This is a genomic window from Streptomyces sp. NPDC001373 (assembly GCF_042895815.1).
Lineage (GTDB): Bacteria > Actinomycetota > Actinomycetes > Streptomycetales > Streptomycetaceae > Streptomyces.
Window position 1 is genome coordinate 43,211 of the sequence record NZ_JBIAWQ010000009.1, and the last position, 26,337, is coordinate 69,547.

At 75.1% G+C, this 26,337-nt stretch carries 20 protein-coding genes; 6 read left to right on the forward strand and 14 right to left on the reverse strand.

Annotated elements, in window-relative coordinates; genetic code table 11:
* Positions 1–137 precede the first annotated feature (137 nt).
* From ACFY15_RS21020 to ACFY15_RS21075, 12 genes are all read right to left on the reverse strand, one after another.
* Positions 138–2,066: a protein phosphatase 2C domain-containing protein gene (locus ACFY15_RS21020; protein WP_390825912.1), complete on the reverse strand. Its 1,929-nt coding sequence runs from the start codon at positions 2,064–2,066 to the stop codon at positions 138–140.
* A 3-nt stretch (positions 2,067–2,069) separates the two neighbouring features.
* Complete coding sequence (locus tag ACFY15_RS21025; RefSeq protein WP_390825913.1) at positions 2,070–5,000, reverse strand: tetratricopeptide repeat protein; 2,931 nt, start codon at positions 4,998–5,000, stop codon at positions 2,070–2,072.
* A complete protein-coding gene (locus tag ACFY15_RS21030) occupies positions 4,997–6,259 on the reverse strand; it encodes a hypothetical protein (protein WP_390825982.1) in 1,263 nt (420 codons plus the stop codon). Before ACFY15_RS21030 ends, ACFY15_RS21025 begins: the two co-directional genes overlap by 4 nt.
* Positions 6,260–6,327: 68 nt before the next feature.
* Positions 6,328–7,353, reverse strand: coding sequence for a glutamate ABC transporter substrate-binding protein (locus ACFY15_RS21035; RefSeq protein WP_390687353.1), 1,026 nt, complete (start codon positions 7,351–7,353; stop codon positions 6,328–6,330).
* Between the two features lie 5 nt (positions 7,354–7,358).
* Positions 7,359–8,744 (reverse strand): hypothetical protein, encoded by a 1,386-nt coding sequence (locus tag ACFY15_RS21040; RefSeq protein ID WP_390687352.1) that lies wholly within the window; start codon positions 8,742–8,744, stop codon positions 7,359–7,361.
* Positions 8,745–8,943: 199 nt separating this feature from the next.
* On the reverse strand, positions 8,944–9,933 hold the full coding sequence (locus tag ACFY15_RS21045) for an N-acetylglucosamine kinase (protein WP_390825914.1): 990 nt from the start codon (positions 9,931–9,933) through the stop codon (positions 8,944–8,946).
* Positions 9,924–11,189: a 6-phospho-beta-glucosidase gene (locus ACFY15_RS21050; protein WP_390825915.1), complete on the reverse strand. Its 1,266-nt coding sequence runs from the start codon at positions 11,187–11,189 to the stop codon at positions 9,924–9,926. Before ACFY15_RS21050 ends, ACFY15_RS21045 begins: the two co-directional genes overlap by 10 nt.
* A 5-nt stretch (positions 11,190–11,194) precedes the next feature.
* On the reverse strand, positions 11,195–12,037 hold the full coding sequence (locus ACFY15_RS21055; RefSeq protein ID WP_390825916.1) for a carbohydrate ABC transporter permease: 843 nt from the start codon (positions 12,035–12,037) through the stop codon (positions 11,195–11,197).
* The gene (locus ACFY15_RS21060) at positions 12,034–12,975 is read right to left on the reverse strand and encodes a carbohydrate ABC transporter permease (RefSeq protein ID WP_390825917.1); all 942 of its coding nucleotides are present in this window, start codon (positions 12,973–12,975) and stop codon (positions 12,034–12,036) included. The genes ACFY15_RS21055 and ACFY15_RS21060 overlap by 4 nt, the downstream gene beginning before the upstream one ends.
* A 4-nt stretch (positions 12,976–12,979) precedes the next feature.
* Complete coding sequence (locus ACFY15_RS21065; RefSeq protein ID WP_390825918.1) at positions 12,980–14,323, reverse strand: ABC transporter substrate-binding protein; 1,344 nt, start codon at positions 14,321–14,323, stop codon at positions 12,980–12,982.
* Between the two features lie 70 nt (positions 14,324–14,393).
* On the reverse strand, positions 14,394–15,596 hold the full coding sequence (locus ACFY15_RS21070) for an ROK family protein (protein WP_390825919.1): 1,203 nt from the start codon (positions 15,594–15,596) through the stop codon (positions 14,394–14,396).
* Positions 15,597–15,721: 125 nt separating this feature from the next.
* The gene (locus ACFY15_RS21075; RefSeq protein WP_390825920.1) at positions 15,722–16,798 is read right to left on the reverse strand and encodes a mechanosensitive ion channel family protein; all 1,077 of its coding nucleotides are present in this window, start codon (positions 16,796–16,798) and stop codon (positions 15,722–15,724) included.
* Positions 16,799–17,046: 248 nt separating this feature from the next.
* On the opposite strand from ACFY15_RS21075, the gene ACFY15_RS21080 reads away from it, so the two are divergent.
* Positions 17,047–17,595: an HNH endonuclease gene (locus tag ACFY15_RS21080; RefSeq protein WP_042810104.1), complete on the forward strand. Its 549-nt coding sequence runs from the start codon at positions 17,047–17,049 to the stop codon at positions 17,593–17,595.
* 53 nt (positions 17,596–17,648) lie between these two features.
* On the opposite strand, the gene ACFY15_RS21085 is transcribed toward ACFY15_RS21080, so the two are convergent.
* Positions 17,649–20,651, reverse strand: coding sequence for a beta-N-acetylglucosaminidase domain-containing protein (locus ACFY15_RS21085; protein WP_390825921.1), 3,003 nt, complete (start codon positions 20,649–20,651; stop codon positions 17,649–17,651).
* A 228-nt stretch (positions 20,652–20,879) separates the two neighbouring features.
* On the opposite strand from ACFY15_RS21085, the gene ACFY15_RS21090 reads away from it, so the two are divergent.
* The 3 genes from ACFY15_RS21090 to ACFY15_RS21100 are packed head-to-tail and all read left to right on the forward strand — an operon-like array spanning position 20,880 to position 23,391.
* Positions 20,880–21,107, forward strand: a complete 228-nt coding sequence (locus ACFY15_RS21090; RefSeq protein WP_390687343.1) for a hypothetical protein — start codon at positions 20,880–20,882, stop codon at positions 21,105–21,107.
* Positions 21,108–21,124: 17 nt separating this feature from the next.
* On the forward strand, positions 21,125–23,131 hold the full coding sequence (locus tag ACFY15_RS21095) for a 4-alpha-glucanotransferase (protein WP_390825922.1): 2,007 nt from the start codon (positions 21,125–21,127) through the stop codon (positions 23,129–23,131).
* A gap of 20 nt (positions 23,132–23,151) precedes the next feature.
* Positions 23,152–23,391: a hypothetical protein gene (locus ACFY15_RS21100; RefSeq protein ID WP_390687341.1), complete on the forward strand. Its 240-nt coding sequence runs from the start codon at positions 23,152–23,154 to the stop codon at positions 23,389–23,391.
* A gap of 134 nt (positions 23,392–23,525) precedes the next feature.
* On the opposite strand, the gene ACFY15_RS21105 is transcribed toward ACFY15_RS21100, so the two are convergent.
* Positions 23,526–24,035, reverse strand: coding sequence for a MarR family winged helix-turn-helix transcriptional regulator (locus tag ACFY15_RS21105; protein ID WP_390687340.1), 510 nt, complete (start codon positions 24,033–24,035; stop codon positions 23,526–23,528).
* A gap of 165 nt (positions 24,036–24,200) precedes the next feature.
* Between ACFY15_RS21105 and ACFY15_RS21110 the strand changes: the two genes are divergently transcribed.
* Positions 24,201–25,178, forward strand: a complete 978-nt coding sequence (locus ACFY15_RS21110) for an EamA family transporter (RefSeq protein ID WP_390825924.1) — start codon at positions 24,201–24,203, stop codon at positions 25,176–25,178.
* Positions 25,179–25,384: 206 nt separating this feature from the next.
* Positions 25,385–26,329: a DMT family transporter gene (locus tag ACFY15_RS21115; protein ID WP_390825925.1), complete on the forward strand. Its 945-nt coding sequence runs from the start codon at positions 25,385–25,387 to the stop codon at positions 26,327–26,329.
* Positions 26,330–26,337: the final 8 nt, after the last annotated feature.

Here is a 26,337-nt window from a genome sequence, read left to right on the forward strand (position 1 = left end):
GGGGCTCTCGGGGCGGGCGGACCGGGCGCCCGTGGCGTGGCTCGGGCGGTGGCGCGGGCTCGGGCCGACGGGCTCGGGCCGGCGGGCTCGGGCCCGGGCGTGGGCCGGGGGCTCGGGCTCGTACCGGGGGCGCGTGCTCAGGCCGGGGGGCGCGGCCGCTCGGCCACGGAGCCGGGGCCCTCTTCCGCGGCGGCTTCCGGTTCCGGTCCGCGTTCGGGTTCCGCTTCGTGCTCCGTCTCCTGTTCCGCCGCAGGGGGCGCGAACGGCACGACGGCGACGGTGATGTTGTCGTGCCCTCCCCCGTCGAGGGCGTGCCCGACCAGGACCTGCGCGCAGTGCAGGGGGCGCTCGGCGGCGTCCGGCGGAAGGATCCGGGCCAGGTCGGCCGCGGACTCGGCGTAGTTCCACAGGCCGTCGGTGCAGACGACGACCACACCGGGGTGGTCGGGTCTGAAGCTGGCGGTGTGCGGGTCGAGTTCGTACGCGTCGGCGCCGAGCCAGCCGGTGATGGCGTGGGCCCGGACGTCGGCGTAGGCCTCGGCCTCGCCCATCAGGCCCGCCGCGACCATCTGGGCGGCCCAGGAGTCGTCCTCGGTCAGCCGGCGGGGGAGGGTGGTGCGGTCGTCGGGGATCCAGTAGGCGCGGCTGTCGCCTACCCAGCCGATGGTCAGCAGGCCGTTGCCGACGACGGCGCCGACCAGGGTGCAGGCGGGCGCGTTCTGTGCGCCGGGGGGCTGCGGGGCCAGGGCGCTCACGGCGGCGCCCGCCGTGAGGATCGCCTCGTGCATGGCCTCCGCCGGGTGCGCGCCCCGTGGCAGCGCGTCGAGCAGTGCCTCGCTGGCGGCGCCGGCGGCGGCCGCCGACGCGTCGTCGGGGCGGCTGGCGGAGGAGACGCCGTCGCAGACGATGGCGACGGTGGCGGCCGATCCGTCGGGCAGGGCCGTGGCCGCCACAGCGAAGGAGTCCTCGTTGCGGTGGTGGCGCAGGCCCCGGTCGCTGACGGCGGCCACGCTGCAGAGCTCCTCCTCCAGGTGGTCCCGCTCGCGCGGCTGGGCGTGGCCGCAGTGCTCGCAGTACCCGTCGGTGTCCACGTACCCGGCGCGGCAGGCCACGCAGGTCCGGCCGCCGCCGCTCCCCTGCGGGGTGCCGGTGCGGGGGCCTTCGTGCGGGGTCCCCTGCGGGGCGCCGCCGTACGGGTCCTCGTGCCGGGTCCCCTGCGGGGTGGCGGCGTCGGGGTCCGGTTGCGGAGTGTCATGGGCGTCCGGATGCGCCGCCGTACGGGGGGTGCCGCCGTACGGGGTCTCGTGCGGGTCGCCCTGCGGGGCGGTGCCGTACGGGGTTTCGCGCCGGTCGCCCTGCGGGGTGGCGCCGAACCCCGCCCCGGGCGCGGTGCCGCCGGCCGGGCCGTGGGCGCCGTCCGGGGCCTCGAACCCGGCCGCCGGGGCGCCCCAGGGGGCGTCGTCGGCGGACGCGGACGCCCGGGGGGCGGCGGATCCCGGGGCCACGGGCGTGCCCTCCCAGCCGGGTGCGGGGACCCCGACGGCCGAGCCGAAGCCCGGCCCGGCCTGCTGCCCGGGGGCGCCGGAGTACCCGCCCACCGGTGCGCCGTGGCCGCCGTGGGCCTGGGCGCCCGCCCGGGCGCCGGCGTTCCCGGCGGCCATCGCGCCGGGGCCCGGCCCGCCGGCGGTGCCGCCGGTCGCCGGAGCCGGGACGCGGGCCGCGTACGCGGCGGACCCGGTCGGGCTGCCGAAGCCCGGCGTGGGATCGGGATCGCCCCCTGGACCGGGGCCGAAGGGGGCCGGGTTCCCGCCTGCCGGGCCGCCGGGGCCCCCGGGCGCGGCGCCGGACGCGCGCCCGGCGGCGTGGACGCCCGCCGTCCCGACTACGGCCCCCGGTGCCACGCCCGGCCCGAAGCCCCCGCCCGGCGCCCGGTCGGGCAGGGTCGGCGCGTGGTCCGGGGGAGGGGGCGGGGCGGAGAGGGCGTAACCGCACACCCCGCAGAAACGGTCACCCTCTTCCAGGGGCTCCGCACAGCTGGGGCAGCCCGACGGCCGATGCATCGACATCACTCACACCCACGTCCGGGGACGGAAACGGTTGGCCCGCTCCACCAGTTCGATCCTCTCCTCGCCCCGCTGTGCCAGCCGGGCGAGGACGCGGTAGGAGCGCTCCAGGCCGAAGCGCAGCCCCCGCTCGTCCATTTGACTGCCGAGCAACGAGCTCCGGCCGGGGTCGGCACCCCGGCTGCCCGACAGTACCCAGTCCAGGGCCGCGCCCAGAACCTCCGTCGCCAGCCGCTCCTGCCGCTCCGGGTCCAGCCCGAACCGCCGCAACGCCTCGACCTGGTCGGAAGCCGCTCCGAGGTCGGCCAGCAGCCCCTCCTGCGGGGACCGGTCGCGCAGGCGTGCCCGTACGGCCGCCACCCGTGCGGCGGTGTAGTGGATCGAGGACTCCGGTACGGATTCCAGCGTCCGGACCGCGGCGGCCCGGTCCCCGCAAGCCAGTTGGACTCGGGCCAGGCCGAACGCCGCGCTCACGAAACCCGGATCGGTGATCCAGACGAGCCGGTAGTACTCGGCCGCGTTGTCCAGCTGGCCCAGGATCTCCGCGCACAGCGCGAGCGCCAGCTTCGGCGCGGGCTCCCCCGGGAAGGCGTCGTAGACGGCGTCGAAGGACAGGGCCGCTATCTCGTTGTCCCCGGTGGCCAGTGAGGCGACGCCGCGCGCCCACACCACCCGCCAGTCGTCGGGGTACTTGGCCTCCAGCTCGGCCAGGGCCCGTGCGGCCGGGACCAGTTCGCCCAGCTCCAGCCGGGCGCGCAGCTCCCGCAGCCGCAGCTCGGCGGAGTCGGCGGGGGCCGCGCCCAGGGCGCCGAGCAGGTCGGCGGGGGCGGAGGCGAGCAGGCCGGCCAGGAACCCGGCGTTCGGGTCGGCCGGGTCCACCAGCGGTACGGGCAGGGCCAGGGCGGTGTCGGCGGCGTCGAGCGGAGCCAGCCCGCCCGCCGCCTCCGGTGCCGGTCCCGCGGCCGGTGTGAAGGGAGCGGAGACGGCCGCAGCCGCGGGTGCCGCCGGTGCCTGCCGGGGTCCGGGCAAGCCGGCGCCACCCACGTGCGTGGCGGTGGTCCCGAGCGCGGAAACCCCGGCCGCGGCCCCGCCGGACACCGGCATGCGGCCGCCTGACACGGGGCCCGGCTCGGCGAGCCCGAACGCCCGGGGCGCCGCCCCGGCGGGTCCCGCCGCCCCAGGGACCCCGGACCCGGCCGGGCCGGACCAGGGGCCCTCGGGGGCCGGTCCGCCGGAGGCGCGTCCCCCCGCCTCCGGTGTCCCGCCCCCGCAGGCCACGGACCCGGGGCCTGCTGCCTCCGGTGCCGGAGCGCCCTGTTCCGCGAGCCCCTCCGGCTCCGGACCCGCCGCGGAGCCCGCGACCGCGACCGCGCGCGCTGTGCGGCGGCCCAGGGCGAAGCCCCGGCGGGGAAGGGGACGGGGGCCCAGGCGGGAGACCTCCGCGTCCGGGGCGTCCTCGTACAGCTGGGTGTCCGGGACGCGCAGCTCCGGGCCGAACAGGGTCGACAGCTGCGGCCGCGGCCGGCCCGTCTGGAGCGCGACCACCTCCCGCAGCACGCCCGTCAGCTGGTCCGCCATCTCCTGCGCGGACGCGAACCGCCGCCCCGGATCGGGGTCGGTGGCGCGCACCAGCAGCCGGTAGAAGGACTCGTACCGCTGGAACACCTCGATGTGCTCCGGATTCGGCAGGGAGTCCACGAACACGTTCGTGTAGCCCTGGAAGTCGAACGTCAGCACCGCCAGCGTCCGCGCCACCGTGTACAGGTCCGAGGCCACCGAAGGCCCCAGCTCCGCGACCTCCGGTGCCTGGTAGCCCACCGTGCCGTATATGGCCGACTCCCCGTCGTCCATCCGCCGCACCGCGCCCATGTCGATCAGCTTCAGCTGGTCCTGCTGCTGGATCGCGTTGTCCACCTTGAAGTCGCAGTACAGCAGGTTGCGGCTGTGCAGGTGACCGAGGGCCTCCAGGGCCTCGATGCCGTACGCGCACGCCTGCTCCACCGGCAGCGGATCGCGCCGCCCGTCCGGCCGGCGCCGCTCGTTCGCGATCTCCTTCAGCGACTTGCCGCCCACGTACTCCATGACGATGTACCCGTCCAGCGAACCCGTCCGCTGGTCGAGGTGCTCCACGAAGTTGTAGATGCGCACGATGTTGGAGTGCTCGATCTCCGCGAGGAAGCGCCGCTCGGAGATCGCCGCCTCCATCGCGTCCTGGTCCCCGGTGTCCAGGAGGCCCTTGAGCACCACCCAGCGGTGCGAGACCGCCCGGTCCACCGCCAGGTAGACCCAGCCCAGCCCGCCGTGCGCGAGGCAGCCCGCCACCTCGTACTGGCCGTGCACCACGTCCCCGGAGCGCAGCTTCGGGACGAAGGAGTACGGATGCCCGCACTTGGTGCAGAACCCTTCCGTCCGGCCCGGCCGGTCCCCCCGCGCACGGCCCACCGGAGCCCCGCAGTCCGAGCGCGAGCAGAACCGCTTGCGTTCCGGCACCTCCGGGTTCTCCAGCACCGCCGACGAAGGGTCCGGACGCGGCACCTCCGGCACGCTGACCAGGCCCGCGCCCAGTCGGCTGCGCCCCGACGAGCCGGGTGCCGATCCCGAACTGCGCACCGAGACCGACCTGCTGGACCCCGAGCCGGGCAGGGAGCGTGACAGCCGCCCGGATACCGAGCGGCGCGAGGACGAGGACCGGGAGGACGCCGAGCGCGCCGACGCCGAGGACCGGCCGGAGCCGTGCGAGCCCGCCGACCCCCGGGAGTCCCCGTGCCGGGCGGCGCTCGTCATCCCCGTCGGCGGGGACACCAGCTCCTCGGCGCCCGCCGCGACCGCACCCACCGGGGCCAGCCCGCAGGTGTCGCAGTACACCTCGCCGCCGCCCATGTCCTCGTAGGCGCCCGGGCAGCCGGAGCGCAGGCAGGGTGTTCCGATCAGGCTCATGCCTCCTCGTCCCCGGGCCCGTCGGGCCGTCGGTCCTCCTGCGGGGCCAGCGCCTCGGCCGCCGCCTGCTGGTAGCGCAGCACCGCCCCCTCCGCCGCCCGCAGGTCGCACGGCGCGCTCCACAGCATCCGCCGGGCCGTGTCGTAGCGCTCGATCAGCAGCGGATCCTCCGCCAGGCCGTGCCGGGCCACCTTCGCCCGGTACGCGTCGAGGCGCCCGCGCAGCTCGGCCCGCACCGCCAGGGGCGCCGTCACCGCGGTCAACGATTCACGGGCCCGCCGCAGTTCCTCGTCGGCCCGGTCCTCCAGGGCGTCCAGGAGCGGGGACAGCCGGTGCCACTGCGACTGCCGCCGGTACTCGGCCGCCGCCGCCAGATGCTCCTGAAGGGCCGTCGGCGGGCCGCTGACCGCCGGGACCTCCGACGCCGCGATCTTCGCCAGCACCTCGCCCCGTGCCGTGCGCGCCTCCGCCAGGGTCCGGTCGGCCCGCGAGAGCACGTCCCGCAGCGCGATCAACCGGGCCTCCGCGTCCTGCCGTACGGTCAGGACCGCCTCGACCTCCCGGCGTACGTCGTCCAGGGCACGGGCCGCCCGGTCGTAGCGGGCGGTGTCGGGGCGGCCGCCGCCCGGGGCGGAACTCCCCGCCGCCGGCACCCAGAAGGCCAGCGGGTCCGCGATCACCGCCTCCCGCAGCTGCACCAGTTCGGCAGTGATCTCCTCCAGGTCGTCCCCCGCGGGGTGTTCGCCCGGCCGGACCCCCACCGAGTGCGCCAGCGAGCGCGTCCGGTGCAGCTCGGCGGCGAGCAGGTCGATCCGCGCGGGCAGCGCCGACCACACCGTGTCGGCGGCGACCACCACGTCCAGCGAGGCGGCGTACAGCTCGTTCATCCGGGCCACCAGCTCGGCCAGGGAGAAGCGCTCCGCCAGCGCGGCGCCCTCCGCCCCGGCGCCGGCGATCGTCACGCCCGGCCCGCGCAGCCGCTCCGTCAGCTCGGCCAGGTCCTCGCGGCTCGGCCAGCGCCGCCGCTCACGGATCTCCCGGGCGGCCGCCAGCGCCCCGCTGTAGGCGTCGAAGTACGTCCACAGCCGGGTGACGGCCGCGTCGGCGGCGGCCCAGCGCTCCTTGGTGACCCCGCTGAGCGCCGCGCCCTCCAGCAGCCGGCGCCCGGCATGGTCCTGGAGCGCGAGCAGCGAGGTCTCGACGGCCTCGTGCTCGGCGCCCAGCCGCGTCAGCGCGCGGTCGACGTCGTCCCGGTCCATCAGCCCCGTCTGGCTCACGTACGGTTCCGATCCTGCCCCGTGAGCGGGCGGTACCCCCACCACCGGCCTCAGCCCTCCCGGTACTTGGGCGCGGGCGGCACCGCGGCCTTCGGCAGCACGTCCTCGAAGTGCTTGCGGTAGGACGTCGCCCACGGGCTCTGGTCACCGCCCGCGCGGTAGTTCTCCAGCACCTTGTTGACCCGGCGCACCAGGTCCGAGGCGTCCTTGTTCATCGCCACACCGTAGAACTCGCGGGTGAACGGCGCGCCGACCAGCTGCACCGACGGGTCCTGCGCCGCCTGCCCGGCGGCCAGCGCGTTGTCGGTGATGATCCCGTCGACCTCGCCCAGCTGGAGCCGCACCAGGCAGTCCAGCTGGTTCGGCACCGAGACCGCCACCGCGCCGTACCCCTGGGACCTGAGGGCCGCCTCCGCGGTGGAGCCGGCGGCCGTGCAGATCCGGCGGCCCTTCAGCGAGGCGTCGTACCCCGTGATCGGGGAGCCCTTGGGCGCCAGGACCTGCTGGCCCGCCTCGAAGTAGGCCGTGGAGAAGGCCACGTCCTCCAGCCGCTGGCAGTTGATCGTCATGGTCCGCACGACGACGTCGACGCGGCCCTCCTGGAGCGCCGGGATCCGCTGGCTGGTGGGAATGGCCCGGTAGATGACCGCCTCCTCGTTGCCCAGGATGTCCTTGGCTATGGCCTTGACCAGGTCGATGTCGAAGCCGTCGAGGTGCCCGTCCGGATTGCGGTAGCCCCACTTGAAGCTGTTCTGGTCGACGCCCGCGACCAGCTTGCCCGCCTTGCGGATCCGCTCGATCGTCGGCCCGTCCAGCGCGGACGGGCGCAGGCTGGCCTCCGGGTCCGGGCAGGTGTCGGCGGGCACGAAGGGGGCCGCCGCCATCGAGGCGGGCTCGTGCACCACGCCCGGGTGGTGCGCGGTGCCCGGTGAGGACCGCGCCAGCGGCAGCAGCACGGCGGCGGCCGTCATGGCACAGGCGGCGGCCATCGCGCTCACCCCGCCCCAGCCGCGCAGCCGCCCCGCCGCACGCCGCAGCCGGCCGGCCCGCTCCGCCCGTGTCCGCCGTATCCGCATCGCACTCACCTGTACTCCGAAAGCCTGCGACCGATGCCGAGGAGGGCCGCGCCCGCACCGACCACCGTCAGCGCCGCCGAGCCCGTCACCAGCCCGCCCAGTGCGCCGAGCCCGCCCCGGGCGGCCCGGGTGAACTGCTTCTGCTCATGGGCCACGGCCTGCTCCAGGGAGGCGTCCACCGTGTCGAACGAGGCACCGCTGCTGTCCTTGCGCCCCTTGCCCCCGATCACCTGGGTCAGGGCGAGCTCATAGTCGCCCCTCATGTCCGCCTCCCGGGCCGCCGCGTGCCGCTGCTTCCACTGCGCCGCACCCGCCAGCGCCTTCGACACGGGATCCCGGCCGCTCGCGTCGTCGGCCAGCTCCAGCGCCCGCGCCAGCCCGGCGTCGAGCTGCTTCATGTTCTTCTCGTAGTCGACGTCGTACTTGTCGGACTTCTTGTCCGCGGCCAGCACGGCACCCCGCGCGATCAGCGTCAGGTTCTCGTTCGCCCGCGCCTGGAGGGAGGCGATCCGGGCGTCGTTGAGCACCTTCAGCGACTCCTGCCCGCCCGCCCGGGCCTCGCCCAGCCCCGACCGGGCCACCGCCTGCCCCACCGTCAGCCACAGCAGCACCACGGCCGCCGCCGCCGTCGCCGCCAGCAGACCGTGGTTGAAGACCCGGTGGGTGAGCAGGTAGTCCCGCCGCTGCGCCCACACCAGCGCGGCGAGCGCCAGCAGCCCGGCGCCCGTCGCGGCCAGCGGCCAGCCCCGGGCCTCGTCGTAGTCCGTGTACAGCCGGCCGGTCTCCGCCTCGTACAGCCGCTGGGCGGCCGGCAGCAGCACCGTGCTCATCTGCTCGTTGGCGTAGCGCAGGTACGCGCCGCCCAGCGGCAGGCCCTGCCGGTTGTTCGCACGGGCCTGCTCGATCAGGCCCGTGTACCGGGGCAGCTGCTCGCCCAGCAGCGCTATCTCCTTGCGGGACTCCCCGCCCGCCCCGGTGTTCGCCGCGGCGCTCACCAGCAGGCGGGAGGCGTTCGCCATGTCCTTCTCGTAGCGCTGGCGGACCTCGCGGGGCTCCTGCGCGCCCGCGAGGAACCCGCTGGAGGAGGCCGTGTCGGCATCGGCCAGGGAGCGGTAGATACTCGCCGCGTCCGCGCTCAGCGGCTGGCTGCGGCCCACCACGTCCTGCGCGGCGGTGACCCGGCCGGAGACCTCCCAGACCGCCACCGCGCCGAACAGCAGCACCAGCGCCGCCATGACCGCGCCGATGATCCGCAGCCGGCCCGGCTCGGTCGTCGCCGCCGCCCGCAGCCGCTCCACGCCCTCGGCCCAGGCGGTACCCCGCCCGGCCGGCCCGGCGGGTGCCCCGGAGGCGCCGCCCCCGGGCGCGGACGGGCGTGTCGTGATGGCCACCCTGCCTCCCCCTCGGTCCCTCTGCTCCGCAGCAGTATGGCCGTAGTGGCGCCGGACCACAGCACCCGGCGCTCGATCTTGGGCGATCCCCTCCCCGGACCGCCCCGGCCACCCTCCCCCGGCATCCCCACCGCCCCTTCACCGTGAATACGCCCGGCCCGCCCCCGCGGTTCCGCCCGGACCCCTCCCCGGCACGGGTTCAGCCGAATTGGGTACGGAGCCTGCCGTGCGCCCCCGCCGCCGCGCCCAGGGCGTCCAGGCCGAGCAGGGCCGCGCCCAGCACCGGCGGGGCGGTGACCACCGAGACCCGGGCGCGCGGGGCCCGACCGGACAGGAGCTCCCCGATCCGGCCGTTGAGCTGCGGATGCCGGGCCGCGAGCACGCTGCCGCCCAGCAGCACCGGCACCTCCTCCTCCAGCAGCCCGAGCCGCTCCAGCGCCACCGACACCAGCGCCACCACCTCCTCGGCCTGCCGCTCCACGATCGCCGAAGCCACGGCGTCGCCCGCCGAGGCCACCGCGAACAGCACCGGCACCAGCTCGTGCAGCCGCCCCCGGGGGATCCCGCCCAGGTGCACCGCCTCGATCAGCCCGGCCATCTCCGCCAGCCCGAAGTGCCCCGGCAGGGCCCGCGCCAGCGCCGTGGGCCCGCCGCGCCCGTCCTCGGCCCGCGCCGCCCACCACACGGCCTCCTCCGCCAGGCCGCCCCCGCCGCCCCAGTCCCCGGAGAGCCGCCCGAGGGCGGGGAAGCGGGCGGTGCGCCCGTCGGGCAGCATCCCCACGCAGTTGATGCCCGCCCCGCACACCACGGCGACCCCGCGCGGCCGGTCCACCCCGGCCCGCAGGACCGCGAAGGTGTCATTGCGCACCTCCGTGGCCGCGCCCCAGCCCCGCGCCGCGATCGCGCCGGCCAGCTGCCGCTCCTCCACCGGCAGGTCGGCGTTGGCCAGACAGGCCGACACCCGCTCGGCGAAGGGCGCCGCGGCCAGGCCGGCGGCCGCGGCGGCCGCCGCCACGGCCTCACCGAGGACGTCCACGGCCGCCTCCACCCCCGCCCGGGGCGGCTGGAAGCCCCCCGAGCGGCCGGCGCCGAGGACCGTGCCGTCGGCGCCGACCAGGACCGCGTCCGTCTTGCTGTTCCCCGCGTCCAGCGCGAGGACCGCGGCCGGGGAGGGGCGGTTCACGCCCATGGCAGGTGCTCCTTGTTGTGCGCGAGCAGCCGGTCCGTCAGCGCCTCGGCCAGGTCGAACTGCCCGACCAGCGGGTGTGCGAGCAGCGCCCGGGCGACCCGTTCGCGCCCGCCGCGCAGCGCGGCGTCCAGCGCGAGGTCCTCGTACGCCGTCACGTGCGCGAGGAGCCCGGCGTACAGCGGGTCGGGGCGGGGTACGGCCAGCGGTACCGGGCCGGAGCCGTCGACGGCCGCCTGGACCTCGACGACCGCGTCGTCCGGGAGGAAGGGCAGCGTGCCGGCGTTGCGGGCGTTGACGACCTGGACGGACGGGCCGCCGCCGCCCAGCAGGGCCGCCGCGAGGTCCACGGCCGCCTCCGAGTAGAAGGCCCCGCCCCGCTTGGCCAGCAGCGCGGGCTTCTCGTCGAGCGCGGGATCCGCGTACAGGGCGAGGAGCTCGCGCTCCATCGCGGCGACCTCGGCCGCCCGCGAGGGCTTCGCGCCGAGCTCGCGCACCACCTCGTCGTGGGCGTAGAAGTAGCGCAGGTAGTACGAGGGCACCACGCCGAGCCGGTCCAGCACCGCACGCGGCAGCCGCAGGTCGGCGGCGATGGCCTCCCCGTGCTCCGCCAGCAGCCGCGGCAGCACGTCCGTGCCGCCCGGCCCGCCGAGGCGTACGCCGAACTCCCAGGTCAGGTGGTTCAGCCCGACGTGGTCGAGGTGGACGTCGTCGGGCGCCGCGCCCAGCAGCGCGGCGAACTTCCGCTGGAGGCCGATGGCGACGTTGCACAGCCCGACCGCCCGGTGCCCGGCCTGGAGCAGGGCCCGGGTGACGATCCCGACGGGGTTGGTGAAGTCGATGATCCAGGCCCGGGGGGCGGCCCGCCGCACCCGATCCGCGATGTCCAGCACCACGGGGACGGTGCGCAGGGCCTTCGCCAGCCCGCCCGCGCCGGTGGTCTCCTGGCCGACGCAGCCGCACTCCAGAGGCCAGGTCTCGTCCTGGAGACGGGCCGCCTGCCCGCCGACCCGCAGCTGGAGCAGCACCGCGTCCGCGTCGGCGACGCCCGCGTCCAGGTCGGAGGTGGTGGTGATCCGGCCGGGGTGCCCCTGCCGGGCGAGGATCCGCCGCGCCAGCCCGCCGACGAGCTCCAGCCGCTCGGCGGCGGGGTCGACCAGGACGAGTTCGGTGACGGGCAGGGTGTCGCGCAGCCGCGCGAACCCGTCGACCAGTTCGGGGGTGTAGGTGGAACCGCCGCCCACCACTGCGAGTTTCATCGGGCTCAGCCTTTCACTCCGGTCAGGGTGACGCCCTCGACGAACGCCTTCTGGGCGAGGAAGAAGAGGAGGATCACCGGTGCCATGACGAGCACCGTGGCCGCCATGGTGAGGTTCCAGTCGGTGTGGTGCGCGCCCTTGAACGACTCCAGCCCGTAGCTGAGGGTCCAGGCGGCGGGGTTGTCGGAGGCGTAGATCTGGGGGCCGAAGTAGTCGTTCCAGGCGGCGAAGAACTGGAACAGGGCGACGGCCGCGATGCCGGGCTTCGCCATGGGCAGGACCACCCGCAGCAGGGTGCGCAGCTCGCCGCAGCCGTCGACGCGGGCCGCGTCGAGGTACTCGTCGGGGATGGTCAGCAGGAACTGGCGCAGCAGGAAGACGGAGAAGGCGTCGCCGAAGGCCATCGGGACGATCAGCGGCCACAGGGTGCCCGACAGGTCGAGCTGTCTCGCCCAGAAGAGGTACAGGGGAAGAACGACCACCTGCGGCGGCAGCATCATCGCGGCGATGACGAGCAGCAGGGCGAGCCGCCGGCCCCGGAAGCGGAACTTGGCGAGGGCGTAGGCGACGGGTACCGAGGAGACGACGGTGAGCAGGGTGCCCAGGCCCGCGTAGAGCAGGGTGTTGCGCCACCAGGTGAGGAACCCGGGGGTGTGCCAGACCTTCGCGTAGTTGCCCCATTCCCAGGTGCGCGGCCACAGGTCGCGGGTGAGGGCCTGCTGGTCGCCCATCAGGGAGGTGAGCAGGAGGAAGACGAACGGGAGGACGAAGAACAGGGCGGCGGCCACGGCCAGCGCGTGGACGGCGATCCAGTGCAGTACGGCCCGGCGTCCCGTGCGTACGGTCATCCGTCCGCTCCCGTCAGTCCGCCGCGGCGGCGCATCAGCAGCGCGGTGAAGGCCATGGACAGGGCGAACAGGACCAGCGCGAGCACACTGGCGGCCCCGTAGTCGAACCGCTGGAAGCCGAGGTTGTAGACCAGCTGGGGCAGGGTCAGCGTGGACCCGTCGGGGTAGCCCGGCTCGAACTGCTGCCCGGAGCCGCCGATGACGCCGGCGGCGGCCTTCCCGGCGACGAACGGCTGGGTGTAGTACTGCATGGCCTGGATGACCCCGGTGACCACGGCGAACAGGATGATCGGGGAGATGTTCGGCAGGGTGATGTGGCGCAGGCGCGCCCAGGCGCCGGCCCCGTCCAGCGCGGCGGCCTCGTACTGCTCCTTCGGTACGTCGAGCAGCGCGGCCATGAAGATCACCATCAGGTCGCCGACTCCCCACAGCGCGAGCGCGGTCAGCGCGGGTTTGGACCATCCGGGGTCGGTGAACCAGCCGGGGCCGGGCAGTCCCACCCCGTCGAGGAGGGTGTTGACGGGGCCGGTGCCGGGGTTGAGGAGGAAGACGAAGGCGAGGGTCGCGGCCACCGGCGGGGCCAGGTAGGGCAGGTAGAACAGGGTGCGGAAGATCCCGGCCCCCGTCCTGACCTTCGTGACGAGCAGGCCGACGCCGAGGCCGAAGACGACCCGGCAGGTCACCATGACGGCGACCAGCCACAGGGTGTTGCGCAGGGCCGGCCAGAACAGCGGGTAGTCGGTGAAGACGTAGCTCCAGTTGGCCGTGCCGCTGAAGGCGGGCGGCCGGAAGCCGTCGTAGCGGGTGAAGGAGAAGTAGGCGGTGGACAGCAGCGGGTAGGCGAAGAAGACGGCGGAGCCGATCAGCCAGGGCGAGAGGAACGCGAGGGTCCGCAGGGCGGAGCGGCGGCGTCTGGCCGCGAGGACGGTCGGGGCCATCGGACTACTCGGCCTTGGCGATGTCGGTGTCGATCTGCCGGTCGGTGGCGGCGAGTCCGGCCCGGAGGTCGGGCACGTCGCCCTTCTCGGTGCGGTACGCGAAGTTCTGGAAGGTCAGCTGGTAGGTGCCGCCGTCCGCGCGGGCCGGGGTGGTGCTGGACTTCGGGTGGCGGGCGATGTCGAGGAAGGTCCGGAACCCGGGGGTCACCTTCAGCTGCGGGGAGGCGAGGGCGGCCAGCGTCGAGGGCACGTTGTGGATGGCGTTGGCGAAGGAGACCACCGCCTCGGTGTCGGTGGTCATGTACCGCACCAGTTCCCAGGCGGCGTTCTGCCTGCGGCTCGCCGCCGATATCCCCATGACGGTGCCGGAGAGGTAGCCCTTGCCGTAGTCGGCGGCCTGGTCGTCCGGTACGGGCAGGGGCGCGGTGCCGATCTCGAAGCCGACCCCGGCCTCCTCGGCCATCGAGGCCCGCCACTCCCCGTCGATCTGCATGGCGACCAGTCCCTTGTGGAAGGGGTGTTCGGCGCTCCACTCGTCGCCGAAGCCGGCCCGGAACCGCTCCAGCTTCTCGTACCCGCCCAGCTGGTCGACCAGGTCCTTCTGTGCGGTGAGCATCTTCGCGAAGGCGGGGTCCCCGGCCAGGTTGGAGCGGCCGTCGGGGGTGAAGTACGAGGGGCTCCACTGGGCGGCCAGGCGCATGGGGGCGGTCTCGTAGCCGTGGAAGACGGGCATCACGCCGAGCTGTTCGTACGAGTCCCCGGCGGGTTTGGTCAGCTTCCGGGCGTCCTCGGTGAACTGGCTCCAGGTCCGCGGCGGTTCGGTGATGCCGGCGGCGGCGAAGGCGGTCTTGTTGTAGACGAGCCCGTAGGCGTCGCTCAGCAGGGGGAGCGTGCACTGGTTCCCCTTGAACTGCGTGTACTCCAGCAGGGGCGCGGGGAAGACCTTCGTCTTGTCGACCCCGGACTTCCGCAGGAAGGGGTTCAGGTCGGCGAAGGCGCCCGAGTTGCAGAACTTGCCGACGCTGTCGGTGCTGAAGGAGGAGACCACGTCGGGGGCCTTGTCGCCGCCCGCGCGCAGCGCCTGGTTGATCTTGTCGTCGGTCATGTTGCCGGTGACCTTGACCTTGATGTTCGGGTGGGCCTTCTCGAAGCGGGCGATGTTCTCCTCGATCGCCCTGACCTCGCCGGGCGCGGACCACCCGTGCCAGAAGGTGAGGGTGGTGTCCGCCTTCGGGTCGTCGGAGGCCGTGGCGGCTCCCTGTCCGGTGCAGGCGGTGGCGAGGAGGACCAGGGCGGACACGGCGGCCAGTGCGGTGGCCGCGGGGGTCGTTCGTCCGGCTGTGGGCATGGCGGGGCTCGCTCTCTGGGGGGAGGAACTTCCGAGGGGGGATGCCGGTCGGGGCTGGACGGAGGTGGTGCTACCGGGAGGTGTCGAACACTTCCTCGCGGGTGGCGGCCAGGGCGCTCTCCAGGGCGCCGCGCAGGACGGGCCGTTCGAGGACCTCGCCGGAGACCAGCCGGGGCCGGGAGGGGGCCAGCTCGGCGAGCTCGGCCTCCAGCAGTGCGCGCAGCGGGTCGCCGCCCGCGGCGATCGCGTCGCCGGCCAGGACCACGATCTCCGGGTCGAGTACGGCGACCAGCGAGGCCAGGCCGGTCGCGAGCGCGGTGGCGTACGACCGGAGGAAGTCCAGGTACGCCCCCTCGGGCTCGGCGGCGGCCCGCCGCAGCAGCCCGACGGCGGCGGGTACCTGGGCCTCGTGGGGGAGGCCCGAGGTGTCGACCCCGGCCCGCGCGGCGAGCGCGGGCAGCGCCTGGACGCCGGCCAGCTCCTGGTAGCCGCCGGTGTTGGCCCGGGTGACCTGCCGGACCAGAGGGTGTCCGGGGACGGGCAGGAAGCCGACCTCGCCGGCGCCGCCGGTCCAGCCCCGGTGCAGCCGGCCGCCGAGCACCAGGGCGGCGCCGAGGCCCTCCTCGTTCCACAACAGGACGAAGTCCTCGTGGCCGCGGGCCGCGCCGAGGCGCTGCTCGGCGACGGCCGCGAGGTTGACGTCGTTCTCGTATTCGACGGGGACGGGCAGGGCGGCCGCCAGCTCGTCGAGGAGGGTGGGGGAGTGCCAGCCGGGGAGGTGGCTGGCATAGCGCAGCCGGCCCGAGCGGGGGTCGAAGGCTCCGGGGGTGGCGATGACCACGCGGTGCAGGGCGTCCCGGTGGAGTCCGGCGTCGGCGAGGGCGCCGGCGAGGGCGCCGGTGACCTGGCCGACGGCGTCGGCGCCCTCCGCGTAGGGCAGTTCGAAGCGGCCGACGACGGTGCCGGTGAGGTCGGCGACGGCGGCGAGCACCCGGTCGGGGGTCACGTCGAGGCCGCCGACGTGGGCGGCGCGGGCGTCGAGCGCGTACAGCTGGGCGTTGGGGCCGGGCCGGCCGCCGTCCGTTCCGGTGGCCACGACCAGCCCGGCGGCCTCCAGTCGCGCCAGCAGCTGGGAGGCGGTGGGCTTGGAGAGGCCGGTGAGCTGTCCGATGCGGGTCCGCGACAGGGGGCCGTGCGTCAGCAGCAGCTCCAGGGCGGCGCGGTCGTTCATGGCGCGCAGCAGGCTGGGCGTTCCGGGCGTGGCGGCGGGCATGACGAGGCTCTCCCTCACCGAAGCGAACTGTTAGGTAAGTTTCCTATCGCTTGCCGGGCGGTGTCAATGAAACCGCCCCGCCGGAAGCCCGGCGGGGCGGTGGTGCCGTGGTGGCGCGGTGCGGGCTACTTGGGGAGCCGGGGGGAGGCCGGAGCCGGGATCGGGGTCGTGGCCAGGGACTGCGGCGAGGCCGGGTTGGCCAGCGCCGACGGCGGGGCGACCGAGGCCGACGGGTCGGCCGGGGCCTCCTCCTCGTCGGCCGCCTGCAGGCCGCCGACGATCCGGATGCCGGCGGCGTCGAAGGCCTCCTTGATCCGCCAGCGCAGCTCGCGCTCCACGGCGAACTGCTGGCCCGGCATCGTCTTCGCCGACACCTTCACGGTCATCGAGGCCAGCAGCACCTCGTCCAGGCCCAGCACCTCCACCGGGCCCCACAGGCGCTCGTCCCACGGGGACTCCTTGGCGAAGGTGTCCGCCACCTCCTGGAGGGTCGCGCGGAGCCGGGGGAGGTTCTCGGTCGGCTTGACCTGCACGGCCACGCCCGCGGTCGCCCAGCCCTGGCTGAGGTTGCCGATCCGCTTGATCTCTCCGTTGCGGACGTACCAGATCTCACCGTTGTCGCCGCGCAGCTTGGTCACGCGCAGGCCGACCTCGACCACCTCGCCGGAGGCCACGCCCGCGTCGATCTTGTCACCGACGCCGTACTGGTCCTCCATGATCATGAACACGCCGGACAGGAAGTCCGTGACCAGGTTGCGGGCACCGAAACCGATCGCCACGCCGGCCACACCGGCACTCGCCAGCAGCGGGGCCAGATCGATCTTCAGAGCCGCCAGCACCATCAGCGCCGCCGTGCCCAGGATCAGGAACGAGGCCACCGAGCGCAGCACCGAGCCGATCGCCTCGGAACGCTGGCGCCGCCGCTCGGCATTGACCAGCAGCCCGCCGAGCGCGGTGCCCTCGACGGCCTCCGCGCTCGTGTTCATCCGGCTTATCAGCTTGGTCAGGGCTTTGCGGACGACCGAGCGGAGCGCGGCCGCGATCACGATGATCAGCAGGATCCGCAGGCCGATGCTCAGCCAGGTGGCCCAGTTCTCCTCGATGAAGCTCGCGGCGTTGGTCACGCTCTCGGCGGCGTCGTCGGTGGTCGCTGCCAACGGGAGCAGGGTCGCGGGCGAGGGCACGGGGGAACCTCCAGGCATGGCGTCCTGCCCGCGGAAACGGAACGGGATGTGCGGGCAGGCCTTCCACACTAACCGGGCACGGGCCCGACCTCGTTGCCGTGTTCGAGGGAGAGACCATCCTCACCTGGGGATGAAGGGAGTGTGGTTGAAAACACCCCGGGCCCGTTACCGGCGCGTGGTGGCGTTTCGACCAGCCGTAAGGGGAGACTGGAGAACAGATCGTCCCGGCGCGAGCCACGCGCCGCCGGCGTACAAGGAGGCAGTCCGTGCCGCACGTCCTGGTCCTCAACGCGTCGTACGAGCCCCTCGGCGTCGTACCGCTCCGCCGCGCGCTCGTCCTCGTCCTGGAGAACAAGGCCATCTCCCTCGAGGAATCCGGCGCCTTCCTGCACAGCGCGACCCAGGCGGTCCCCGCTCCCAGCGTGGTCCGGCTCAAGCGCTTCGTGCGGGTCCCCTACCGGGGGCCCGTTCCACTCACCCGCCGCGCGCTGTTCGCCCGGGACGGCGGCCGCTGCATGTACTGCGGGGCCGTCGCCACGAGCGTGGACCACGTCATCCCGCGCAGCCGCGGGGGCCAGCACGTCTGGGACAACGTGGTCGCCGCGTGCCGCCGCTGCAACCACGTCAAAGCGGACCGCCACCTGCTGGAACTCGGCTGGCGGCTGCGGCACCAGCCGGCCCCGCCCTCGGGGCTGGCCTGGCGGATCATCGGGACCGGGCACAGGGATCCGCGGTGGATGCCCTACCTCCAGCCGTACGGGGCGGACGACGCGCTGGAGCGCATCGGGGTGGGGGCGACGGCCGCCGCCTCCTGACGGGCCGCCGCCGCGCGGGCACCGACCCGGCGCGGCGGCGGGCCGCCGCAGGGTTACGGAGCCACCGCGAAGGCCGTCGCGGACCAGAGGCTGCACCCGTAGGGGGTCGCGCGCCGATCGCAGGTGACGCGGAGGTAGCGGGTGTCCGCGGACGGGTCCAGGCGCACCGTGTCCGTACCGCCCCGGGAGGAGACGGAGGCGGCCGCCCGCCAGGTGACCCCGTCCGACGAGGTCTCCACGCGGTACGACGACGCGTACGCCTCCTGCCAGTGCAGGGTCAGCAGCCCCACCCGGGCCGGGGCGGCCAGCTCCGCCTGCCACCACGCCCCGTCCACCGCCTTCGAGGACCAGCGGGTCCCCTCGTCGCCGTCCACCGCCGCCGACGCCGGGAACCGCGCCGACTCGTCCCCCGAGGAGGTGACCCGGGCCGTGCGCAGCAGGTCCGGGCCGCCGGTGCGCGGGACCGCCCGGACCGTGAGCGTGCGCACCTGCCCGTCGAAGGTGACGGGGATCGCGTAGGTGCCGGCCGGGGTGGACGCCGGCAGGCGGATCTCGACCGGGAGGGAGAGCCGGCCGCCGCGCGGGAGCGTGACCTGGCCCGGGAGGCGGACCTCGATGCCCGCCGGCGGAGGGCCCGAGAGGGACAGCGCGCCCCGCACCTCGCCCGGGCGGACCGCCGACAGCTGCGCCGACACCGTCCGCGCGGCCCCGCCGATCTCCAGGTCCACCCGGCCCCCGTCGGCCAGTTCGAATCCCGCCTGCGGCTCGTCCGCGAACCACGGGACCACCTGGTGGACCACCGGGTCCTCGCCCGCCCACGACAGCCGCACCGCGTCCGCCCGGACCCCGCCCGCGTCGGCCTGGGTCCACCCGGAACCCGCGGCCTCCCCGATCCGGCGCCAGCCCTCGCCCGGTACGTGCACCTCCACCGCCGCGCCCCGCGAGCCCGGAGCCAGCGGGTCGGTCATCACCGTCACCGCCGCCAGCGGACGCGGCTCCTCCAGCGCCACGGTCCAGGAGCCGGGCTCCCGCCGCACCGCCCCCGCCGGCCGGGACGCACCGGTCCAGGCGTCCGACTCCGCCGCGGCCTTCGCCAGGAACGGGTCCAGCACCGAGGAGTCCACCCGGACCCCGTCCCGCTCCGCCAGCGCGCCACGGGCCGCCGCCAGGTCCCGCGAGGCCTGCCAGGCGGCCGCCCCGTCGCCCCGGGCCTCGGCCCGCAGCAGGTCCACCGCCAGCTCGCCCGCCGCCCCGTACCGCGACAGCCGCTCCAGCCACGGCCCCGCCTCCCCGGACAGGGAGGGCAGCCGCGCCGGGGCCTCGCGCAGCACGGTGAACGCCGCACGCAGCCTTTCCCCCGCGGCCTTGTCGCCGGCCGCGCGGGCCCGCCAGAACTCCTCCATCAGCGGCTTCAGGTACGCCGACTCCTCCAGCTTCAGCCCCGAGGACGCCGTGTTCCCCGCCAGCGCGGCCAGCGCCGCCCGGGTCCGCTGGTCGGGGCCCGACAGGTCGCGCACCGCCGCCGCCCACGACTCCCCGGGCCGGTACCCGCTCGGGTTCCAGGCGTAGTCCGCCGCCGTGAACAGCGGGATCCGCGACAGGGTGCCCTGCGGCATCGCGTTGGCCAGCACCCCCGCCGAACCGCTCGCCACCGCCGGATCGCGCCCGGCGTACGGGCCGAGGAAGATGCGGTCCGGGTCCCAGTCGTTGACCGGGTAGTTGTCCATCGTGACCAGCGGGTGCCCGAACGCCGACCGCGCCCCGGCCAGCTCCTTGCCGGTGATGGTGCGCGGCACCACGCCCACGCCCGTCCACGCCACCTCCACCCGCGCGTCCAGCGCCCCGGCCAGGGCCGTCCGATAGGCGGTGGCGCCGTCCTGGAAGTACTCGGTCGGCAGCAGCGACAGCGGGGCCGCCCCGGGGTGCCGCTCGGCCAGGTGCGCCGCCAGCTCGCCCGCGACCTCCGCGTGCGCCTTCGCCGCCGCCACGGGCCCCGTCCCGTACCGCACCCGGTCGGCCCGGCAGCCCCACTCCGCGTAGCTGACGTCCTGGAACTGCAGCTGGAACGCCCGGAAGCCCAGGTCCCACATGGCGTCAACCTTGCGCAGCAGCGCCGCCCGGTTCTCCGCCGACGCCAGGCACATGGACTGCCCCGGCGACACCGCCCAGCCCAGCGTCACGTGGTTGGCGCGGGCCCGCTCGGCCAGCTCCCGGAACTCCTCGCGGGCCGCCGCCGGGTACTCCTCGCGCCAGGCCGTCGTCCGGTACGGGTCGTCACCGGGCGCCAGCAGCAGCCGGTTCTGCTTGGTGCGGCCCAGGAAGTCCAGCTGGGCGAGCCGCTGGTCACGGGTCCAGGGCTGCCCGTAGAACCCCTCGGTGACCCCGCGCACCGGCGCGACGGGCCAGTCCCGCACCAGCATCCCGGGCACCTTCCCGCCCCCGGCGGCCAGCAGCTGACGCAGCGTCTGCGCGCCGTGGAACAGCCCGTCCGCGCCCACCCCGGCCAGCGCGACCGTGTCCCGGCCGCCGGTCCTGCCCACCGCCAGCCGGTAGCCGCCCTCGGGCAGGTCACCGGCCGGGGCCGCGCCCAGCGCCCGCAGCGCCACCTCCGCGTCCGGCCCCTGGAGCCTGACGACGAGCGCCCCCTCGGGCAGCACCGCCCCCGGCGGCCGGTCGTGCAGGGTCCGTACGCCGGCCGCGCGCAGGGCGGTGCGCACCACGTCCGCGGCGTACGGGTCCACGTCCTCCGGCACCACCAGCACGGCCTCCGCCGCCACCGGCACCTCGCGGGCCGGATCGGCCGACGCCGACTGCGGTCGCGGCCACACTGCCGGACCCTGGGAGGGAGCTCGCGGAACGTCGTACGCCGGGTCGAGCAGCGGTCCCGAACCGCCGGAGGCGACGGTGGCGGACCCGCCGTCGGGACGCGGCACGGTCGGGGACTTGGGCATCGCGGCCAGCATGCCCTCCGGGACCGAGGCCACCGCCCCGCCCAGCAGCGAACCTATGACGGCGACCGCCGCGGCGGTGCTCCGCTTCCTGCCCCTGAGCTGCACGGAGCCTCCCCGTTCCGAGTCGTCACCCGCCCGTACGAATGAGCCCGAGCCCACCACCCGTGCGGCTGAAGTGTCAATCCGGGTGGGGTGATCTGACCAAGATCGGCCAGGAATGCGGTGCCCCGGACTGGGTATGGCTGCGGTGTCCGGAGCACGTGTTGCATGGGCGCGTCCGCCGGACCGGCCGGATCCGGAGCACCGGTCCGAAGCACGTACGAGGGAGCCCCCATGACCGCCCGCACCGCGCCCGCCGCCCGCAGCCGCGCCCCGCTCGCCCACCTGCCCCTGCAGTCGGGCCCCGGGGACGTGCCCCCGGCGGGCACATCCCCGTTGTCCGGGTGCGCGGACGCGCCGCTGACCAGTGAGACCCCGCTGCCCGGAGCGGCGTACGCCCCGCTGACCAGCGAGACCCCGCTCGTGCACGAGGCCCCGCTCACGAGCGAGGCGATCTCCTAGCCCTTCCAGCCCCAAGGATGCAGATGGACGACCTCGCCCGGCTCGCGGCCCACCACGGCGTCGCCACCTCCTACCAGCCCGCCGAGGACGTCACCGTCCAGGTGCCCCCGGCCACGGTCCGCGCCGTGCTCGGCCTGATCGGCGTCACCGTCACCGCCGACACCCCCGAGGACGTACGGAGGACGGCCGAATCCGCCGAACGGGAGGCGGCCGGGCGGCTGCTGCCGCCGACCCTGGTCCAGTGGCGCGGCGAGCCCGATCCCGCGGCCCTGGCCGGGCTGCCGGACGGGACCCGGCTGCGGGTGACCCTGGAGGACGGGGCCGGGGAGACCGCGTGGGACCCGCGCCTGCCCCTCGGGGTGCACCGGCTGACCGCCGAGACCCCCGACGGCCGCACCGCCGGGGCCACCCTCATCGTGGCCCCGGACCGGGCCCCGGGGGCCCCGGAGCGGGCCCACGGGCTGCTCGTCCAGCTGTACTCCCTGCTCTCGGAACGCTCCTGGGGCATGGGCGACCTCGCCGACCTCGCGGAACTGGCCCGCTGGGCCGCCTCCGCCCACGGCGCCGGGTTCATCCAGGTCAACCCGCTGCACGCGGCCGTCCCCGGCACTCCGACCGACCCCTCCCCCTACCGGCCCGCCTCCCGCCGCTTCCCCGACCCGGTGTACCTGCGCGTCGAGGACCTCCCCGAGTGGGAGGCCTGCCCGGACCGCGAGGCCCTCGCCGAACTGGCCGCGCGGGGTGGTGAGCTGCGCCGCGAGGTGCTGGAGAAGGGCGCCCTGATCGACCGCGACGCCGTGTGGGCCCTGAAGAGGGCCGCCCTGGAACTGCTGTACGCCGTCCCGCGCACCCCCGCCCGCGAGGCCGCCTACCGGGCATACCGCGCCGCCCAGGGCCAGGGGCTCGACCTGCACGCCGCCTGGTGCGCGGCCGCCGCCGGCGAGGACCGCGAGGAGCGGGCCGACTTCCACGCCTGGCTGGTCTGGCTGACGGACACCCAGCTGACCGCCGCCCAGCGGGCCGCCCGGGAGGCCGGGATGGAGGTCGGCATCGTCCACGACCTGGCCGTCGGCGTGCACCCCGAGGGCTCCGACGCCCGTTCCGGCCCCTTCCACGCCCGGCACGTCTCCGTCGGCGCCCCGCCGGACGCCTTCAACGCGCGCGGCCAGGACTGGGGGCTGCCGCCCTGGCGCCCCGACGTCCTGGAGGCCCACGCGTACGCCCCCTTCCGGGCCCTGCTGCGCGGGGTGTTCCGGTACGCGGGCGCGGTGCGCGTGGACCACGTCATGGGCCTGTTCCGGCTCTGGTGGATCCCGGAGGGCACCCCGCCCGCCGGGGGCACGTACGTCTCCTACGACGGCGAGGCCATGCTCGCGGTCCTGGTCCTGGAGGCCCACCGGGCGGGCGCCGTGGTGGTCGGCGAGGACCTCGGTACGGTCGAGCCCCGGGTACGGGAGGCGCTGGCCCGGCGCGGGATCCTCGGCACCTCGGTGCTCTGGTTCGAGCGGGACTGGTCCGGCGACGGGCTGCCGCTGGCCCCGGAGGCCTGGCGGGCCGACTGCCTGGCCACCGCCACCACCCACGACCTGCCGCCCACCGCAGCCAAACTGGCAGGTGCCCACGTCGAACTCCGCGACCGGCTGGGCCTGCTGACCCGCCCCCTGGAGCGGGAGCGGGCCGAGGACGCCGCCGACACCGCGCAGTGGCTGCGGATGCTGGACCGGCTGGGGCTGGAGGCCAAGGGCGAGGAGCAGGCCGTACGGGCCCTGTACGCCTTCCTGCTGCGCACGCCGGCCCGGCTGGTCGGCGTATGGCTGCCGGACGCGGTGGGGGACCGGCGGCCGCAGAACCTCCCGGGTACCTGGGACCAGTACCCCAACTGGCGGCTGCCGGTGGCCGACGCGGCGGGCCGGCCCCTGACCCTGGAGGCGCTGACGGCCTCGCCGCGGGCGAACGCCCTGCTGGGCGCGGTGCGGGAGGGCGTGCGGACCCGTACGGCACCCCCGGGCGCGCGCCTGCTTTAGGTGTTCGCTACGTTTGCACCGTGGACAAGAAGAACGCTCTGCGCGCCGGCGCCGTCTCGGCCGGAACTGCGCTGATGATGCTGCTGATGACGTCTCCCGCCCTCGCGCTGACCCGCGACGACGGCGACGACCCGGGCCCGGGACTGAGCATCGGCGAGACGCTCGGTCTGTACGTGGCCCTGCCGATCGTGATCTTCCTGATCATCACGGGCCTCGTGATGATCGGCGACAAGTCGCGCAAGCAGCAGAACCAGGGCTGAACCGCCCCCCCGCGCGGTCCCACAACTCCATCGCTTCCGGGCGCCGGAGGTCCGCGGAGCCGGCCTGAGCCGGACCCGTGGCGACCTCCGGCGCCTTGGCGTACCCGGACGCGGGGTGCCCGGTCCCGGCGGCCTCACGGCATGTCGGCGAGGAGCCTGCGCAGCAGCCCGCCGAGCGCCTCGATTTCCTCGGGGGCGAAGTCGGCGAGGGCGGCCCGGTTCACCTCGATGCCGGCGGTGACCGCCTTGTCCACCAGGGCCAGCCCGCGCTCGGTGAGCGTCACCTGGAGCCCGCGCCGGTCGTGCGGGTCGGGGCTGCGGGTCAGCAGCCCGGCCTTCTCCAGCTTGTCCAGCCGCCCGGTCATACCGCCCGTCGTGAGCATCAGCGTGGCCGACAGCTCGCGGGGCGAGAGTGTGAACGGGCTCCCCGACCGCCGCAGCGTGGCGATGACGTCGAACTCCCCGCGGGACACCCCGTGGCGGTTGTACACCCGCTCCACCGCGTCCCCCATGGCCTTGGAGATCCGGTAGATCCGGCCGAAGACGGCCATCGGCGTGGTGTCCAGGTCGGGGCGCACCGCGTACCACTGGTCGGTGATCGCGTCGACGGCGTCCGGGGCAGTGTCCTTCTTCAGTGCGGTCATACCCGCAAGTATCCGGGTTCCGGTTAGTCGCCCACAAGAAAGTAGCTTGCTTAAAAGTAGCTTAGTGCTAAGCTACTTACGAGCGACCTACTCGGGGAGGCCGGGACGGGCCCCCGGGTAGGTCGCCTCCCAAGCCGCCGCCCGCGCCCTGCCCGAGGAGTGACCGTGAACCGTGTCACCACGATCGTCCTGACCGCACTCGCCCCCGTCTCCTGGGGCTCGACCTATTTCGTCGCCAGTGAGCTGCTGCCGCCGGACCGGCCGCTCTTCACCGGCGCCATGCGGGCCCTGCCCGCCGGTCTCCTGCTGGTCGCCCTCTCCCGGACCCTGCCCAAGGGCGCCTGGTGGTGGAAGTCGGCGGTCCTCGGCACCCTCAACATCGGCGCCTTCTTCCCGCTCCTCTTCCTCGCCGCCTACCGCCTCCCCGGCGGCGTCGCCGCCGTCCTGGGATCCGCGGGCCCGCTGTTCGTCGTCGGACTGGCCGCCCTCCTGCTGGGGGAGCGGGCCAGGCTGCGGACCGTGCTCGCCGCGGTCGTCGCCGCGCTCGGCGTGAGCATGGTGGTGCTGACCTCGCAGGCCCGGCTCGACCTCGTCGGCGTCATCGCCGGCATCGTCTCCTCGGCCTCCATGGGCGCGGGCACCGTGATGACCAAGCGCTGGGGACGCCCCGAGGGCGTCGGCCCGCTGGCCGTGACCGGCTGGCAGCTCACCGCGGGCGGCCTGGTCATCATCCCGATCGCCGCCCTGGTCGAGGGCGCCCCGCCGGCGCTCGACGGCAAGGCCTTCCTCGGCTACGGCTACATGATGCTGATCAACACCGGCGCCGCCTACCTCCTCTGGTTCCGCGGCATCGGCAAGCTCTCCGCCACCTCGGTCACCCTGCTCGGCCCGCTCTCCCCGCTCACCGCCGCCGTCATCGGCTGGGCCGCCCTGGGCCAGGCGCTGACCCCCGTACAGGTGCTGGGCATGGTGATCGCCTTCGGCGCCACGGTCTTCGGCCAGCTCCCGGGCCGCGCAGCGAAGACGGACGCGGCAAGGGCGGACGCGGCGAAGACGGACGCCGCGAAGGCGGACCCGGCCAAGGCGGAGACCCTCCAGCCCCAGGCCCCCCAGGCCGAAGCCCCCAAGGTCCAAGTTGCCTGAGACCCCACCCGCTGCCAAGCGCCCCCTCACCCCCTCACCCCTTTCACCCCCCTCCCCAGGTCCCCGGAGAGGTCGGCCCCCGACCTCCCCGGGGACTCTTCATTTCCCCTGAACCAACCCGTCGAAATCTTTCGATGGACCTGGACGGTCAGGGATGCGACGGTGATCCCACCACACCCACCACCGCCCGGAAGGGGACCCAAGAAGTGGCCGTCACGGACCGCGCCCGGACCACACCTCGAGAGGACCGGCAGCAGACCACGAGCAGCACCGGGAAGAAGGGGGCCGTGGGACTCGGTGTACTCCTCGCCCTGCTGGCCACGGTCGTCTGGTCCGGCAGCTTCGTCGCCACCCGCGGCATGGCCGGCACGGTCCCGCCCGTCCAGGCCGTCTTCTGGCGCTGGATCATCGCCGCCGTCGCGGTCACCCCGTTCGCCGCCCGCCAGGCCTGGCAGCAGCGGGCCCTGCTCCGCAGGCACTTCGGCTACATCAGCCTGGCGACCCTCTTCGGCGTCACCCTCTACAACACCCTCGTCCACCAGGCCGGCCTGACCACCTCCGCCTCCAACATGGGCATGATCATGGCCGCTTCGCCGGTCATCATGGCCCTGTACGCCCGCCTCGGCGGCGAACGGCTCGGCGCCCGCCGCACCTTCGGGATGCTGCTGGCGGCCCTCGGAGTGCTGCTCCTCGTCGGTGACGGCTCCCTGGGCCTCGACCTCGGCGCCGGCGACCTGTGGATGTTCGCCGCCGCCCTCTCCTTCGCCACCTACAGCGCGCTCCTCAAGCGCAAGCCCGCCGAGGTCGGCGGCCTCGCCTTCCTCCTGACCGCCTTCGTCCTCGGCGCCCTGATGCTGGCCCCCGCCTACGCCGTCTCTCTCACCGTCCAGGGCGGCTTCGAAGCGACGCCCGCCACCATCGGCCCGCTCCTCTACGTCGGCGTCTTCTCCTCCGCCGTCGCCTTCTTCGCCTGGAACAAGGCCGTCTCCCTGATCGGCGCGGCCCGCGCGGGCGTCGTCTACTACCTCCAGCCGGTGTGCGTCGCCGGCCTCGGCCTGCTCCTCCTGGGCGAGCGGACCGGCCCGGCCCAGCTGCTCTGCATGGCCCTGATCCTGGGCGGTGTCGCCATGGGCAGCGCGGCCCGCCGGTAGTTTCACCC

Coding starts and splice junctions, on each gene's coding strand:
- ACFY15_RS21060 (WP_390825917.1), bottom strand. CDS start 12,975: ATGGCCCCGACCGTCCTCGCGGCCAGACGCCGCCGCTCCGCCCTGCGG.
- ACFY15_RS21020 (WP_390825912.1), bottom strand. CDS start 2,066: ATGTCGATGCATCGGCCGTCGGGCTGCCCCAGCTGTGCGGAGCCCCTG.
- ACFY15_RS21075 (WP_390825920.1), bottom strand. CDS start 16,798: ATGCCTGGAGGTTCCCCCGTGCCCTCGCCCGCGACCCTGCTCCCGTTG.
- ACFY15_RS21090 (WP_390687343.1), top strand. CDS start 20,880: ATGACCGCCCGCACCGCGCCCGCCGCCCGCAGCCGCGCCCCGCTCGCC.
- ACFY15_RS21105 (WP_390687340.1), bottom strand. CDS start 24,035: ATGACCGCACTGAAGAAGGACACTGCCCCGGACGCCGTCGACGCGATC.
- ACFY15_RS21055 (WP_390825916.1), bottom strand. CDS start 12,037: ATGACCGTACGCACGGGACGCCGGGCCGTACTGCACTGGATCGCCGTC.
- ACFY15_RS21025 (WP_390825913.1), bottom strand. CDS start 5,000: ATGAGCCTGATCGGAACACCCTGCCTGCGCTCCGGCTGCCCGGGCGCC.
- ACFY15_RS21035 (WP_390687353.1), bottom strand. CDS start 7,353: ATGCGGATACGGCGGACACGGGCGGAGCGGGCCGGCCGGCTGCGGCGT.
- ACFY15_RS21065 (WP_390825918.1), bottom strand. CDS start 14,323: ATGCCCACAGCCGGACGAACGACCCCCGCGGCCACCGCACTGGCCGCC.
- ACFY15_RS21070 (WP_390825919.1), bottom strand. CDS start 15,596: ATGCCCGCCGCCACGCCCGGAACGCCCAGCCTGCTGCGCGCCATGAAC.
- ACFY15_RS21030 (WP_390825982.1), bottom strand. CDS start 6,259: ATGGACCGGGACGACGTCGACCGCGCGCTGACGCGGCTGGGCGCCGAG.
- ACFY15_RS21050 (WP_390825915.1), bottom strand. CDS start 11,189: ATGAAACTCGCAGTGGTGGGCGGCGGTTCCACCTACACCCCCGAACTG.
- ACFY15_RS21095 (WP_390825922.1), top strand. CDS start 21,125: ATGCAGATGGACGACCTCGCCCGGCTCGCGGCCCACCACGGCGTCGCC.
- ACFY15_RS21045 (WP_390825914.1), bottom strand. CDS start 9,933: ATGGGCGTGAACCGCCCCTCCCCGGCCGCGGTCCTCGCGCTGGACGCG.